Genomic DNA, 12,459 nt, shown 5'->3' with positions numbered 1-12,459 from the left:
GCCGGACGGGGGAGGCAAGGCACGCCGTTCAGATTTTCCAGGTCAGCGTCGCCCAGGGGATATGGGAGACGGTATCGGGGCGCCGATCGCGGAATGTCTGCTGCCGCATATAGAGGAATTGCAGGTCAAGCGCTTTGCTCAGCGGCTGGCGCAGACCGATCTGCTGGCGCATCGTGGCGAGGCCCGTCTTGTCGCTTGGGCGTGCGCGGTTCAGCTGGAAGAAGAATTCGGTTGCGGCGATGAGGGTGGGCGCCTTCCGAGAGCCGAGCGGGATCGCTGCCTGGAGGCGCTGGCGCAACCGCCATCCGGGCCGCTCCGCCGTGTCGAAATAGCGCTGCTCCAGCCGGGCGCGGGCGAGGAAGACGCCGCGCGTGAACGTCGCCTGCTCGAAGAAGCGCAGTTCCTGTTCGGCCGCAGATCGAAAATAGGCAAGGCCGCCGCCGATCAGCAGGCCTGGAGCAACGCCATGATCGAGCAGCACCCGCACCGTCTGCTGTTCGCCATTAGCCCGGCCGCTGCGGAAGCGCTGGCTGGAGTCGATGCCGATGGTATCGGCGGCGCTCGCCCGGATAACGACCGATTCGGTGAGCCACGCCTGGGTTTCGTCGTCCGCAGCGGCGGCGGAAAGCGGCCTCAGAAGCGCATAGGCCAGAAGCGCGCCCGATATGTGGCGTGGGCGCAAGGTGCGGAGCATGTTCGGTCCTTTGGTAAGGTGCCGCCCTGATAATGTCGCTATGCCCAAACGCAACGGCCATGCTGCGGCAATAATGGCTAATCTGCCTGCCAGCCGCTAAAGGGAACGCGATTCGCTGACCCCCTCCTTTCGGAGCGCTACTTATGAAATTCTTCGTCGACACCGCTGACACCAATGAAATCCGCGATCTGGCCGCGACCGGCCTGCTGGATGGCGTCACCACCAACCCATCGCTGATCCACAAGTCTGGCCGCAAGTTCCTGGAAGTCGTCGAGGAAATCTGCGGCCTGGTGGATGGTCCTGTGTCGGCGGAGGTGGTCGCGCTTGATCATGAGACGATGATGAAGGAAGCCGCCGTCCTGCGGAAGATTGCCGACAATGTGTGCATCAAGGTGCCGCTGACGATCGACGGCCTCAAGACCTGCAAGGCGCTGACGAGCGAAGGCGTGCTGGTCAACGTCACCCTCTGCTTCTCGGCCAATCAGGCGCTGCTCGCGGCGAAGGCGGGCGCGAGCTTCATCTCGCCCTTCGTCGGCCGTCATGACGATAATGGCTTCGACGGCATGAAGCTGATCGAGGATATCCGCCTCATCTATGACAATTATGCCTTCGACACGGAAATCCTGGTCGCGAGCGTGCGCCATCCCATCCACGTACTGGAAAGCGCCAAGATCGGCGCCGACGTGATGACTGCGCCGCCTTCGGTCATCAAGGCGCTGTTCAACCATGTGCTGACCGAGAAGGGCATCGCGGGCTTCCTGGCGGATTGGGAGAAGACGGGTCAGTCGGTTCTGTAACCGCAATATTCCAGTTCGCTTCGAGCGTAGTCGAGAAGCCGCGCATGACGTGTCTCGATTTCGCTCGATACGAACGGTGAAAAGGGGTGTCGCAACCTCTCGCGCTGCGCATCATTCTCTCCGGTGAAGGAGAGAGCCGATGTTCATCGCGGTCTATTGGTGGCGGGTTTATCCCGGCAAGGAGGAGCAGTTCCGCGCGGCGTGGCGGCGCGGAACGGACCTGATCCGCGAGAAATATGGCAGCTATGGCTCGCGCCTGCATCGCGATGCGGACGGCCGGTTCGTGGGCTATGCCGAGTGGCCGGACGAGGCGACCTGGCGCGCGGCGTTCGACCAGAAGATGGTCTATGACGAACCCGAGACGCGCGCCGCCTTCGTCGATGCGATCGCTGAAGTGCCGCCCGATGCGGACCCCATCTTCACCATGATCGTGACCGATGACCTGCTGCTGCGGGCGCGGCCGTTCGACAGCGCGCTGGACGGCGAATAGCGCAACGCCGAGCGGCGGTGATGGCGACCCCGACAGGATTCGAACCTGTGACCATTCGCTTAGAAGGCGAATGCTCTATCCAGCTGAGCTACGGGGCCGTCAGCGGCTCGATAGCCGGGCTTCGTCGCCGGTGCAATCATGCGTGGCATTGCATTTGGCGATCCGGCATTTATGCAAGGGGCCATGACCGATCAGGGGGTAAGGAAAATCGATGCCGGGGCGCTTGGCGCGCGTCCGCTGGGCTATTTCGATTTCTTCATGGCGGCGTTTGTCGCCATTTTGCTGCTGTCCAACCTGATCGGCGCGGCCAAGCTTTCGACGCTGGGCGGGATTACCTTCGGCGCGGGCATCCTCTTCTTCCCGCTCGGCTATGTGCTGGGCGATGTGCTGACGGAGGTCTATGGCTATGCCCGCGCGCGGCGCTGCGTGTGGGCGGGCTTCGGCGCGATGCTGTTCATGGCCCTGATGAGCTGGGTCGTGGTTCAGCTTCCCCCGGCAGAGGGCTGGCCGGATCAGAAGGCCTATGAGGCGGTGTTCGGCAGCACGTGGCGGATCGTCTTCGCGTCGGTGACCGCCTTTTGGGCCGGCGAATTCGCCAACAGCTTCGTCCTCGCGAAGATGAAGCTGCTGACGCAGGGCAAGCATTTGTGGATGCGGACGATCGGGTCGACCATCGTCGGGCAGGGTGTCGACAGCCTCTTCTTCTATCCGCTGGCTTTCTACGGCGACTGGACCAATGCGCAGGTGCTGACGGTCATGGTCACGAACTGGCTGATGAAGGTGACGTGGGAAGCGGTGCTCACGCCGGTGACCTATGTGGTGGTCGGCAACCTGAAGCGGGCCGAGGGGCTGGACGTATATGACGAGGGCACCGACTTCACGCCCTTCCGCATGAGCTTGTCCGATCAAACTTCCGGATAGCGGGCTGCGACGAAATAAAGGCCGTCCGGCGGCGCATTGAGGCCGAGCGCGGCGCGCTCTTTCGCGTTGCGGGCGGCTTCCAGATCGCCAACGCTCCAGCGGCCCATTCCCACCATCGCGAGGCAGCCGACCATCGAGCGCACCTGATGATGGAGGAAGGAGCGGGCCTCCGCATGGATTGCGAGCCGGTCGCCCTCGCGGCAGACCTCCAGACGGTCGAGCGTCTTCACCGGGCTTTCCGCTTGGCAATGGGCCGAGCGGAAGGTGGTGAAATCGTGGCGCCCGACCAGCAGTTGCGCGGCCTCGTTCATGGCGTGCTCGTCCAGCGGCTGGATCACCCGCCAGCAAAGGCCGCTTTCCCACGTCAGCGGCGCGCGGCGGTTGGCGATCCGATAGACATAGGAGCGGCCGAGGCAGGAGAAGCGCGCATGCCAATCCTGCGCCACCTCCCGACAATTCAGGATTGCGACGGGGTGAGGGCGCAGGCGGGCGTTGAGCGCCTCCATCAGCCGGAAGGGTGCGATATCCTTCGCTATGTCCGCATGCGCGCGCATGGCAAGGCCGTGGACCCCTGCATCGGTGCGGCCGGCGGCGTGGATGACGGCGCGCTCTCCGGTGACCGCATGAATGGCATCCTCGATCGCCTGCTGCACGCTCGGGCCATGCGCCTGCCGCTGCCAGCCCATGAAGGGGCGGCCGTCAAATTCGACGGTGAAGGCGAAGCGGGTCATGGATTTAAGCTGCACCCTGTTGAGACGAAAAAGCGGGACCCCGGCTCAAGGCGGGGGTGACGGGAATGACGGGCTGGTTGAGGGAATGTAAGGACCTCACCCATCGACGCGGCTGCCGGCCGGTATTTCATAACCGCGCAGTAATTCGCCTGCCGACATCGCGCCCTTGCCCGCGCGCTGGATCAGGGTGGGGCGGAGCGCCCCGTGGCCGCAGCCGAGCAGCAGGCTGTTGTCGAGCAGTTCCCCGGCCGGACCGTGATGATCCTCGACTTGGGCGGCGAGGATGCGGAAGCGTTCGCCGCGATATTCGAAGAACGCGCCGGGGAAGGGATTGAACGCCCTGATCTGCCGTTCGATCTGATGCGCGTCGCGGGAGAAGTCGATGCGGGATTCGCTCTTGTCGATCTTGGCGGCATAGGTGACGCCCTCTTCCGGCTGAGGCAGCGGCGGATGCTGGTCGAGATCGTCCAGCACTTCGACCATCAGCTCCGCGCCCGCTTGCGCCAGTTCATGCGTCAGGGCGCCTGCCGTCTTGTCCTCGATCGGCGTCACATGCTTTGCGCGCATTGGGCCGGTGTCGAGGCCCGCCTCCATGTCCATGATCGTGACGCCGGTCAGATTGTCGCCCGCCAGGATGGCGCGCTGGATCGGCGCTGCACCACGCCAGCGGGGCAGGAGCGAGGCGTGGATGTTGAGGCAGCCGAAGCGCGGCGCGGCGAGGATCGGGCGCGGCAGGATCAGGCCATAGGCGGCGACCACCGCCACGTCGGCGTTGAGGGCGCGAAAGGCATCCTGCACCGCTTCGTCCTTGAGCGAGAGGGGCGTGCGCACCTCTATCCCCAGCTGCTCGGCCCGCGCATGCACCGGGGAGGGGCGCAGCGCCTTGCCGCGCCCCGCCGGCCGGGGCGGCTGACTGTAGACGGCGGCGATTGCATGCCCCGCCGCGCGGAGGGCGTCGAGCGCCGGCACGGCGAAGTCGGGGGTTCCCATATAGATGATGCGCATGGCGGGCCCTTTGGTCGGTTCCGGCACCAGCCCGGTGCCGCATCGGAATGCGTTGAAGGCGCATTTACGAGAACGCCTCTCAACTCTTTTGACCCCGGACTTGCAAGCCCCTATCTCGGTTCCATGGCTTCTCCCGAAATCGATGCGCTGACGCAGGCGCTGTCCCGACTGCCCGGCCTCGGCCCCCGATCGGCACGGCGCGCGGTGCTGCATCTGCTCAAGAAGCGGGAAAGTGCGCTGGAGCCGCTGCTGCGCGCACTGGACGCGGTGAATGACCGGCTCGTGACATGCGGTATATGCGGCAATGTCGATACGGTCGATCCCTGCGGCATCTGCGCCGATCCGCGCCGCGACGCGCGAGCGCTCTGCGTGGTCGAAGATGTGGCGGACCTTTGGGCGCTGGACAAGTCGCGCCTGTTCCCCGGGCGCTTCCATGTGCTGGGCGGGCGGCTGTCGGCGCTGGAGGGTGTTCGCCCGGAGGACCTCAGTATCGATGCGCTCGTGGGGAGGGTCGAGGCGGGAGGTATCGACGAGGTGGTGCTGGCGATGAATGCGACGCTGGAGGGGCAGACGACCGCCCATTATCTGGCCGAGCGGCTGGAGCAATTTCCGGTTCGCCTGACCCAGCTGGCCCATGGCGTGCCGGTCGGCGGCGAGCTGGACTATCTGGATGAGGGCACGCTGGCGCAGGCTCTGCGCGCGCGGCGGCCGGTCGCTTGAATTTCGCCGGCCGAGCGGCTATTTTGGGCCTATGGCCATTCTTCCGATCCTAGAGGCGCCCGACCCGCGCCTGCGTACCATCTCGTCTCCGGTGGAGGCGATCGATGATGATTTGCAGCGTCTGATCGATGATATGTTCGAGACGATGTACGGCGCTCCCGGCATCGGCCTGGCGGCGATCCAGGTCGGCGTGCCCAAGCGGGTGCTGGTGATCGACCTTCAGGAACCCGAATCGGACGAGGAAGGCGCACCGGCGGTGAAGAAGCCGTTGGTGTTCATCAATCCGGAAATCCTCGAAACGTCCGAGGACCTGTCGGTCTATAATGAGGGCTGCCTGTCGGTGCCCGACCAATATGCCGAGGTGGAGCGCCCCGCGACGATCCGGGCCAGCTGGATGGACCGGGAAGGCCGCATCCATGAGGAGCAGCTGGAAGGGCTGCTTGCAACCTGCCTGCAGCATGAGATGGACCATCTGCAGGGCGTGCTGTTCGTGGACCACCTGTCGCGGCTGAAGCGCGACATGCTGCTCAAGAAGCTGAGCAAGGCGCGCAAGGCGGCTTGATAGCAGGCTGAGATTTGAAGAAGGCGCTCCGGCTTGTGAAGGTGGGGCGTTTTTTAAGGAATGTCTGCTGACGATCATTTGCTGACACTCCTTCTCCCTTGGAGGGAGAAGGATACGGAGCCTTGCTGAACGGAGTGAAGCTAGGCGAAGTTGGATGAGGGGAGCGGCTACAGGCCAGTCTTTAGCCCGGATCACCCCCTCACCCAGCTACGGCTAGGCAGCAAGCTGCCAAGCCTGCGCAGCCCTCTCCCTCAAGGGAGAGGGATAAGAGAAGAATGTCCGCTCTCCACCCCTTTCCGCCATTCCCGCAAAGGCGGGAACCCATCTCCCGATGTCGCGTCCAGAACGGCGCTGGGGCGATGGATCCCCGCTTCCGCGGGGGGTGACGCCAGGTAACAAGTATATCCGCCTTCCACCCCGATTGGCCCTATCACCCCTTAAATGCGTGGCGAAGTTCAGCCCACCCCATCCGTATCGAGTGCGTAGCCCGCGGACCGCACGGTGCGGATGATGTCGCGATATTTGCCGTCGGCGTTGATCGCCTTGCGCAGGCGGCGGATATGGACGTCGACGGTGCGCAGTTCGATGTCGCTGTCCTGACCCCAGACGCTGTCGAGCAGTCGCTCGCGCGAGAAGACCCAGCCGGGATGCTCAAGGAAATGCTTGAGCAAGCGGAACTCGGTGGGGCCGAGCGGGATCACCTGGCCGCCGCGACGGACCTTGTGGCCGACCGTGTCCATCTCGACATCGCTGAAGGACAGCGACTCACCCGCCAGAGCGGGGCGCACCCGGCGAAGCACCGCGCCGACGCGGGCGACCAGTTCGCGGGGGGAGAAGGGCTTGGTCACATAGTCATCCGCGCCGGTTTCCAGGCCGCGGACGCGATCCTCTTCCTCGCCGCGCGCGGTCAGCATGATGATAGGCACGTTCGCCGTGCCATTCATGCGGCGCAGACGGCGGCAGACCTCGATGCCCGACAGGCTTTCCACCATCCAGTCGAGGAGCACGATGTCCGGTGCATTTTCCTGCGCCAGCAGCAGCGCTTCCTCACCGTCCACGGTGTGGGCGACGTCGAAATCCTCGCGCTTGAAGTGCCAGATGAGCAATTCGGCGAGCGCCGCGTCATCCTCGACCAGCAGCATCCTGGCTCTCGCCATGCTCAGACCTCCTGCGGGGCGGAGCCGCCGCGCTCGCGCTCGGGCGGGGTCACGCCGGTCGCGGCATAGTGGACCATTTCCGCGACGTTGGTCGCGTGATCGCCGATCCGCTCGATATTCTTGGCGATGAACAGCAGATGCGCACATTCGCTGATCGTCTTAGGATTTTCGACCATATAGGTGACCAGCGTGCGGAAGACGCTGTTGTAGAAATCATCGACCACCGTGTCGCGCTCGATCACCGCCAGCGCCAGATCGGCGTCGCGCGCGGCGAAGGCGTTCAGCGCGTCATGCACCATCTCGCCCGCGACCTGGCCCATGGAGGGGAGGAGCGACACCGGCTCCAGCGTGCGCTGGTTGGCGGCGATGCTGGGCACGCGCTTGGCGATATTCTTGGCATAGTCGCCGATGCGTTCGACCACGCTCACGATCTTGAGCGCGGCGATTACGTCGCGCAGGTCGTTCGCCATGGGGGCGCGCAGGGCGATGATCTGGACGACCAGCTTTTCGACCTCCGCCTCGATCGCGTCGATGCGCTTGTCGTCGGCGACGACTTCGGCGGCGAGCGACTTGTCCTGGCGCTGGAGGGCGAGCATCGCGTTCTCGATCGCCGCCTCCGCGCGCCCGCCCATTTCGGCGATAAGGCCGCGCAGCTTGTCGATTTCCTCGTCGAACGCCTTGATCGTATGTTCAGCCATGTCTTGTCTCCCCCGGTTCAGCCGTAGCGTCCGGTGATGTAATCCTTGGTCCGTTCCTGGCGCGGATTGGTGAAGATGTCCGAAGTCACGCCATATTCGACCAGTTCGCCCAGGTGGAAAAAGGCGGTCCGCTGGGATACGCGGGCGGCCTGCTGCATATTGTGCGTCACGATCACGATGGCGTAGCGGCCGCGCAATTCGTGGATCAGCTCCTCGATCTTGGCGGTCGCGATGGGATCGAGCGCCGAGCAGGGCTCGTCCATCAGGATGACTTCGGGCTCGACCGCGATGGCGCGGCCGATGCAGAGGCGCTGCTGCTGACCGCCCGAAAGCGCGGTGCCGCTGTCGTGCAGCCGGTCCTTCACCTCGTCCCACAAACCCGCGCGGCGCAGCGACTTTTCGACGATGACGTCAAGGTCCGCCTTGCCATGCGCCAGGCCGTGGATGCGCGGGCCGTAAGCGATGTTCTCGTAGATCGACTTGGGGAAGGGGTTGGGCTTCTGGAACACCATGCCGACCCGAGCGCGCAACTGCACCACGTCCATCGAGGGGGCGTAGATGTCTTCTCCGTCGAGCGTGATCGTGCCTTCGACGCGGGCGGAGGCGACCGTGTCGTTCATCCGGTTCAGCGTCCGCAGGAAGGTCGACTTGCCGCAGCCCGACGGGCCGATGAAGGCGGTGACATTGTCCATGTCGACGTCGATGGAGACGCCCTTGATCGCCTGTTTCTCGCCATAGAAGACCTTCACGTCGCGCGCGGTCATCTTGGTTTCGGTGGCGGGCACCAGTGTTTGCGGTTCGTGCATCATCGTTACCACCGTTTTTCGAACTTGTTGCGCAGGTAGATGGCGAGGCCGTTCATCGCGAGCAGGAAGACCAGCAGGACGATGATCGCGGCGGAGGTCTTTTCGACAAAGCCTTTCGAGACTTCATCGGACCAGAGGAATATCTGGACCGGCAGCACGGTCGCCGGGTCCGTGACGCCGCCCGGTGGAGTGGCGATGAAGGCGCGCATGCCGATCATCAGCAACGGCGCTGTCTCACCCAGCGCACGCGCCATGCCGATGATCGTGCCGGTGAGGATGCCCGGCAGCGCGAGCGGCAGGACATGATGGAACACCACCTGCACCGGCGAAGCGCCGATGCCGAGCGCGGCGTCGCGGATGCTGGGCGGGACGGACTTGATCGCATTGCGACCGGCGATGACGATGACGGGCATGGTCATCAGCGCCAGCGTCATGCCGCCGACCAGCGCCGCCGACCGCGGCAGGTGGAGGAAGTTCAGGAAGATCGACAGGCCGAGCAAGCCGAAGATGATCGAGGGGACGGCGGCGAGATTGTTGATCGACACTTCGATAATGTCGGTCAGCCAGTTCTTGCGCGCATATTCCTCCAGATAGAGGGCGGTCGCGACGCCGATCGGGAAGCTCAGGGCGAGCGTCACGAGCATTGTCAGCAGCGAACCCTTGAACGCACCCCAGATGCCGACCTGCGTCGGATCGGTGCCGTCGCTGGCGCTCAGGAAGTTGCCGTTGAAGCCGGTCGAGATCAGATCGGCCTTTTGAAGCCTCGCGACCGCGGCTTCGGCCTCGGGCGATCCGTCGCTCTTGGCTGCAAGATCAACAGCGGTGGAAGCCGGCAGCCTGATCGTCTCGGTCCGGCCAAGGATCTTCGGGTCCGCCTTGATCGCATCGCGCAGAACCGTCCAAGCGTTGGGCGAAATCCACTCTTCCGAGTCGGGCCCCAGCGCCTTCTTCACGACCTCGCCTGTCACCATCGGCAGGTTCGCATTGGCGAGCGCCTGGTCGGTGATGGCGTTGGGGTCGAGTAGCAGGGGGGATGCGGGGAAGTCGATCTTCACCGCGATTTCCGTGCGGGTGAAGCCGCGCAGGCCGTTGCCAAGCATGGTGAAGAGCAAGAAGGCGAGGAAGGCGGCGGAAAGCAGCACGGCAAACAGTCCGGCCGCCTTGAAGCGGCGCTCCGACGCATAGCGCCGCGCGATCCGCTTGCGCATCGCGTCCGACTTCCAGTCGGTGGGGAGGCGTTCGATGGTCATTACATCATTCCCCGTTCGCTTTGAGCAAAGCCGATTCGCTGCGCCCAGTGAATGGCTTCGAAAAGCTCAGCCCGAACGGATGTTGCAAATAGCGGCTCATTCGTAGGCCTCGCGATATTTCTTCACGACCCGCAGGGCCACGATGTTGAGCAGCAGGGTGACGACGAACAGGACCAGGCCGAGGGCGAAGGCGGCAAGCGTCTTGGCGCTGTCGAACTCCTGGTCGCCGGTCAGCAGCTGGACGATCTGCGTCGTCACCGTCGTCACGCTGGCGAAGGGGTTGAGGGTGAGATTGGCGGAGAGGCCCGCTGCCATCACCACGATCATGGTTTCGCCGATCGCGCGGCTGACGGCGAGCAGCACGCCGCCGACGACGCCGGGAAGGGCGGCAGGGATCAGCACGCGGCGAATCGTCTCGCTGGTGGTCGCTCCCATGGCGAGGCTGCCGTCGCGCATCGATTGCGGCACCGCGGCGATGCTGTCGTCGGCCATCGAGGAGACGAAGGGGATGATCATCACCCCCATGACGAGGCCGGCGGCGAGGGCGCTTTCCGATGAAGCGCTATGGATGCCGATGGCGACGGCGAAGTCGCGCAAGGCCGGGGCGATGGTGAGCGCGGCGAAATAGCCGTAAACCACCGTCGGCACGCCGGCCAGCACCTCCAGCATCGGCTTCATCCATTTGCGAACCTGGGGCCGCGCATATTGGGTGAGATAGATGGCGCTCATGAGGCCAAGGGGGATCGCGACCGCCATGGCGATGATCGCGCCGATGAAGATCGTGCCCCAGAAGAGCGGCACCGCGCCGAACGCATCGTCATTGCCATAGCCCATGGCCGCGGACTGCGGGCTCCATTTGGTGCCGAACAGGAAGTCGATGGGATTGACCATCGAGAAGAAGCGGAAACTTTCCCACAGCAGCGAGGCGACGATGCCGACGGTCGTGACGATCGCCAGAAGCGAGGCGATGAGCAGCACGGCCATCACCAACCGCTCGACCCGTGTGCGCGCCCGGAAATCGGGGCGCACGCGGGTGAAGGCATAGGCACCGCCGGCAAAGGCAAGGACGAGCGCGAGCGCCGCGCCGGCCAGGCCATATTTGCTGATGGCATTCCGATAGGGTTCGACGAGGCCCTGCGAGAACGGATTGAATGCTCCCGCCTGTCGGCCCGTGGCGATCGCCCGCGCTTCGCTCAAGACTGCGGAGCGGGAGAAATCGTCCGCGGGCAGGCTCTGCGCCGCCGGGCTGCTTAGAACATCCTGCGTGACAAGGCCGGGCGCGACATTGGCCCAGACGGCCAGGAATATCGCAGCGGGGACAAGCGTCCACAGCGCCACGTACCAGCCGTGATAGCCGGGAAGGCTGTGCACGGCATCGCGGCGGCCCGAGGCGCGGGCTGCGGTTTGGAGCCGCAGCGCGCGGGCGCGGGCGCTGACCCAGGCGATCGCGCCCAGGCCAGCCAGCAGCAGGAGGATTGCAGGACCCGTCATTTTCCCGTCTTACTTGAGCTGCGAACCGTCGAGGACGGCCAGCGACTTGACCGTTTCGGCGCTCGCCTTGCGGACGTCATCGGGGGCCGCGACCATGCCGCGCTTGGTGAGCACGCCGTCGGGGTTCCAGTTGGCAGCAAAAGCGTTGAGATAGGCCTGAAGGCCAGGGATCGCCTGCATATGCGCCTTCTTCACATAGATGTAGAGAGGCCGCGCACCGGGATATTTGCCGGTAGAAACGGTTTCATAGGTGGCTTCGACGCCGTTGATCGAAACGTCCTTGAGCGTGTCCTTATTCTCTTCAAGGAAGCTGTAGCCGAAAATGCCGATGGCATTCGGATTTGCGCCGAGCTTCTGCACGATCAGATTGTCGTTTTCGCCCGAGTCCACATATTTGCCATCCTCCCGCACACGGGTGCAGGTGGCCTTATATTCGTCCTCATTCTTCTCCTTCAGCGCCTTCATGGCCGGATCGGACTGGCAGCCCTTTTCCAGGATCAGTTCGGCGAGCGAATCGCGGGTGCCGCTGGTCGAGGGCGGGCCGAAGACGGAGATGGCGATGGGCGGCAGGCTGGGGTCCACATCCTTCCATGTTTGCGCCTTGTTCGCGCCCTTGCCATAGGGGTTTGCGGCGAGCGCCTCATAGACGATCTTGGGCGTCAGCTTGAGGCCCGGGCCGTTCTTCGCTTCGGCAAAGGCAAGGCCGTCGACGCCCACCTGCACTTCGATGATGTCCTTGACGCCGTTCTTCTGGCAATCCTCGAACTCCGACTTCTTGATCCGGCGGGAGGCGTTTTCGATGTCGGGATATTGCGCGCCCACGCCCTGACAGAAAAGCTTCATGCCGCCGCCAGTGCCGGTCGATTCGATGATCGGTGACTTCATGCCAGGATTGCCCTGAACGAACAGTTCGGCAACCGCCGTGGCAAAAGGATAGACGGTCGAGGAGCCAACCGCGCGGATCTGGTCGCGGGCGCCCCCAGCGCCGCCGCCGGCGGACTGATCGCCGCAGCCGGCAAGAGAGAGCGCGGCCGCAGCGGTCGCAGCGAACAAGGCGATATGCTTCACGAAAACCTCCGTCATACAGGCCGCGATTCGCACCTCGCCGCCCCCCATGGAGCCGCTCCCTAGTCGCGG

General features: G+C 64.4%; 14 protein-coding genes and 1 tRNA gene. 5 read left to right on the top strand and 10 right to left on the bottom strand.

All coding sequences use genetic code 11. The features are described 5' to 3' along the window. Window positions 1–28: 28 nt before the first annotated feature. Window positions 29–694, bottom strand: a complete 666-nt coding sequence (locus L858_RS0101380; protein WP_022681353.1) for a DUF2490 domain-containing protein — start codon at window positions 692–694, stop codon at window positions 29–31. Window positions 695–837: 143 nt separating this feature from the next. On the opposite strand from L858_RS0101380, the gene fsa reads away from it, so the two are divergent. Continuing rightward, on the top strand, window positions 838–1,491 hold the full coding sequence (gene fsa, locus L858_RS0101375) for a fructose-6-phosphate aldolase (RefSeq protein WP_022681352.1): 654 nt from the start codon (window positions 838–840) through the stop codon (window positions 1,489–1,491). Between the two features lie 139 nt (window positions 1,492–1,630). Further along, window positions 1,631–1,981, top strand: a complete 351-nt coding sequence (locus tag L858_RS0101370) for an antibiotic biosynthesis monooxygenase family protein (protein WP_022681351.1) — start codon at window positions 1,631–1,633, stop codon at window positions 1,979–1,981. A gap of 21 nt (window positions 1,982–2,002) precedes the next feature. Here the strand turns inward: L858_RS0101370 and L858_RS0101365 are convergent. Further along, window positions 2,003–2,079 (bottom strand) — tRNA-Arg (locus L858_RS0101365). An 85-nt stretch (window positions 2,080–2,164) separates the two neighbouring features. Between L858_RS0101365 and L858_RS0101360 the strand changes: the two genes are divergently transcribed. Next, on the top strand, window positions 2,165–2,902 hold the full coding sequence (locus L858_RS0101360) for a queuosine precursor transporter (RefSeq protein WP_022681350.1): 738 nt from the start codon (window positions 2,165–2,167) through the stop codon (window positions 2,900–2,902). On the opposite strand, the gene truA is transcribed toward L858_RS0101360, so the two are convergent. Further along, a complete protein-coding gene (gene truA / locus L858_RS0101355; RefSeq protein WP_022681349.1) occupies window positions 2,887–3,633 on the bottom strand; it encodes a tRNA pseudouridine(38-40) synthase TruA in 747 nt (248 codons plus the stop codon). The genes L858_RS0101360 and truA overlap by 16 nt on opposite strands. A 96-nt stretch (window positions 3,634–3,729) precedes the next feature. Continuing rightward, window positions 3,730–4,638 carry a methionyl-tRNA formyltransferase gene (gene fmt / locus L858_RS0101350; RefSeq protein WP_022681348.1) on the bottom strand — a complete coding sequence of 303 codons (909 nt, stop codon included), beginning with the start codon at window positions 4,636–4,638 and terminating at the stop codon, window positions 3,730–3,732. Window positions 4,639–4,761: 123 nt separating this feature from the next. On the opposite strand from fmt, the gene recR reads away from it, so the two are divergent. Beyond that, window positions 4,762–5,358, top strand: coding sequence for a recombination mediator RecR (gene recR / locus L858_RS0101345; RefSeq protein WP_022681347.1), 597 nt, complete (start codon window positions 4,762–4,764; stop codon window positions 5,356–5,358). A gap of 31 nt (window positions 5,359–5,389) precedes the next feature. After that, window positions 5,390–5,920: a peptide deformylase gene (gene def / locus L858_RS0101340; protein WP_028055673.1), complete on the top strand. Its 531-nt coding sequence runs from the start codon at window positions 5,390–5,392 to the stop codon at window positions 5,918–5,920. 455 nt (window positions 5,921–6,375) lie between these two features. Here def and phoB read toward each other — a convergent pair whose 3' ends face one another. From phoB to L858_RS0101305, 6 genes are all read right to left on the bottom strand, one after another. Then, complete coding sequence (phoB, locus tag L858_RS0101335; RefSeq protein ID WP_022681345.1) at window positions 6,376–7,077, bottom strand: phosphate regulon transcriptional regulator PhoB; 702 nt, start codon at window positions 7,075–7,077, stop codon at window positions 6,376–6,378. A gap of 2 nt (window positions 7,078–7,079) precedes the next feature. After that, window positions 7,080–7,775 (bottom strand): phosphate signaling complex protein PhoU, encoded by a 696-nt coding sequence (gene phoU / locus L858_RS0101330; protein ID WP_022681344.1) that lies wholly within the window; start codon window positions 7,773–7,775, stop codon window positions 7,080–7,082. 17 nt (window positions 7,776–7,792) lie between these two features. Next, on the bottom strand, window positions 7,793–8,581 hold the full coding sequence (gene pstB, locus L858_RS0101325; RefSeq protein ID WP_028055672.1) for a phosphate ABC transporter ATP-binding protein PstB: 789 nt from the start codon (window positions 8,579–8,581) through the stop codon (window positions 7,793–7,795). Between the two features lie 5 nt (window positions 8,582–8,586). Further along, entirely contained in the window at window positions 8,587–9,831 is a 1,245-nt protein-coding gene (gene pstA / locus L858_RS0101320; protein WP_022681342.1) for a phosphate ABC transporter permease PstA, read from the bottom strand. A gap of 96 nt (window positions 9,832–9,927) precedes the next feature. Next, window positions 9,928–11,322: a phosphate ABC transporter permease subunit PstC gene (gene pstC / locus L858_RS0101310; protein WP_022681340.1), complete on the bottom strand. Its 1,395-nt coding sequence runs from the start codon at window positions 11,320–11,322 to the stop codon at window positions 9,928–9,930. A 9-nt stretch (window positions 11,323–11,331) separates the two neighbouring features. After that, window positions 11,332–12,390: a substrate-binding domain-containing protein gene (locus tag L858_RS0101305; RefSeq protein ID WP_028055671.1), complete on the bottom strand. Its 1,059-nt coding sequence runs from the start codon at window positions 12,388–12,390 to the stop codon at window positions 11,332–11,334. Window positions 12,391–12,459 lie beyond the last annotated feature (69 nt).

The sequence above is a fragment of the Sphingobium bisphenolivorans genome (assembly GCF_000412635.1).
Lineage (GTDB): Bacteria > Pseudomonadota > Alphaproteobacteria > Sphingomonadales > Sphingomonadaceae > Sphingobium > Sphingobium bisphenolivorans.
Note: the sequence above shows the minus strand (reverse complement) of the source record. Positions and strands in the feature narration are given on the sequence as shown.

What these genes read in the sequence shown, in the direction of transcription:
- L858_RS0101380 (WP_022681353.1), bottom strand. Translation starts at nt 694, where the DNA reads ATGCTCCGCACCTTGCGCCCACGCCACATATCGGGCGCGCTTCTGGCC.
- fsa (WP_022681352.1), top strand. Translation starts at nt 838, where the DNA reads ATGAAATTCTTCGTCGACACCGCTGACACCAATGAAATCCGCGATCTG.
- L858_RS0101370 (WP_022681351.1), top strand. Translation starts at nt 1,631, where the DNA reads ATGTTCATCGCGGTCTATTGGTGGCGGGTTTATCCCGGCAAGGAGGAG.
- L858_RS0101360 (WP_022681350.1), top strand. Translation starts at nt 2,165, where the DNA reads ATGACCGATCAGGGGGTAAGGAAAATCGATGCCGGGGCGCTTGGCGCG.
- truA (WP_022681349.1), bottom strand. Translation starts at nt 3,633, where the DNA reads ATGACCCGCTTCGCCTTCACCGTCGAATTTGACGGCCGCCCCTTCATG.
- fmt (WP_022681348.1), bottom strand. Translation starts at nt 4,638, where the DNA reads ATGCGCATCATCTATATGGGAACCCCCGACTTCGCCGTGCCGGCGCTC.
- recR (WP_022681347.1), top strand. Translation starts at nt 4,762, where the DNA reads ATGGCTTCTCCCGAAATCGATGCGCTGACGCAGGCGCTGTCCCGACTG.
- def (WP_028055673.1), top strand. Translation starts at nt 5,390, where the DNA reads ATGGCCATTCTTCCGATCCTAGAGGCGCCCGACCCGCGCCTGCGTACC.
- phoB (WP_022681345.1), bottom strand. Translation starts at nt 7,077, where the DNA reads ATGGCGAGAGCCAGGATGCTGCTGGTCGAGGATGACGCGGCGCTCGCC.
- phoU (WP_022681344.1), bottom strand. Translation starts at nt 7,775, where the DNA reads ATGGCTGAACATACGATCAAGGCGTTCGACGAGGAAATCGACAAGCTG.
- pstB (WP_028055672.1), bottom strand. Translation starts at nt 8,581, where the DNA reads ATGCACGAACCGCAAACACTGGTGCCCGCCACCGAAACCAAGATGACC.
- pstA (WP_022681342.1), bottom strand. Translation starts at nt 9,831, where the DNA reads ATGACCATCGAACGCCTCCCCACCGACTGGAAGTCGGACGCGATGCGC.
- pstC (WP_022681340.1), bottom strand. Translation starts at nt 11,322, where the DNA reads ATGACGGGTCCTGCAATCCTCCTGCTGCTGGCTGGCCTGGGCGCGATC.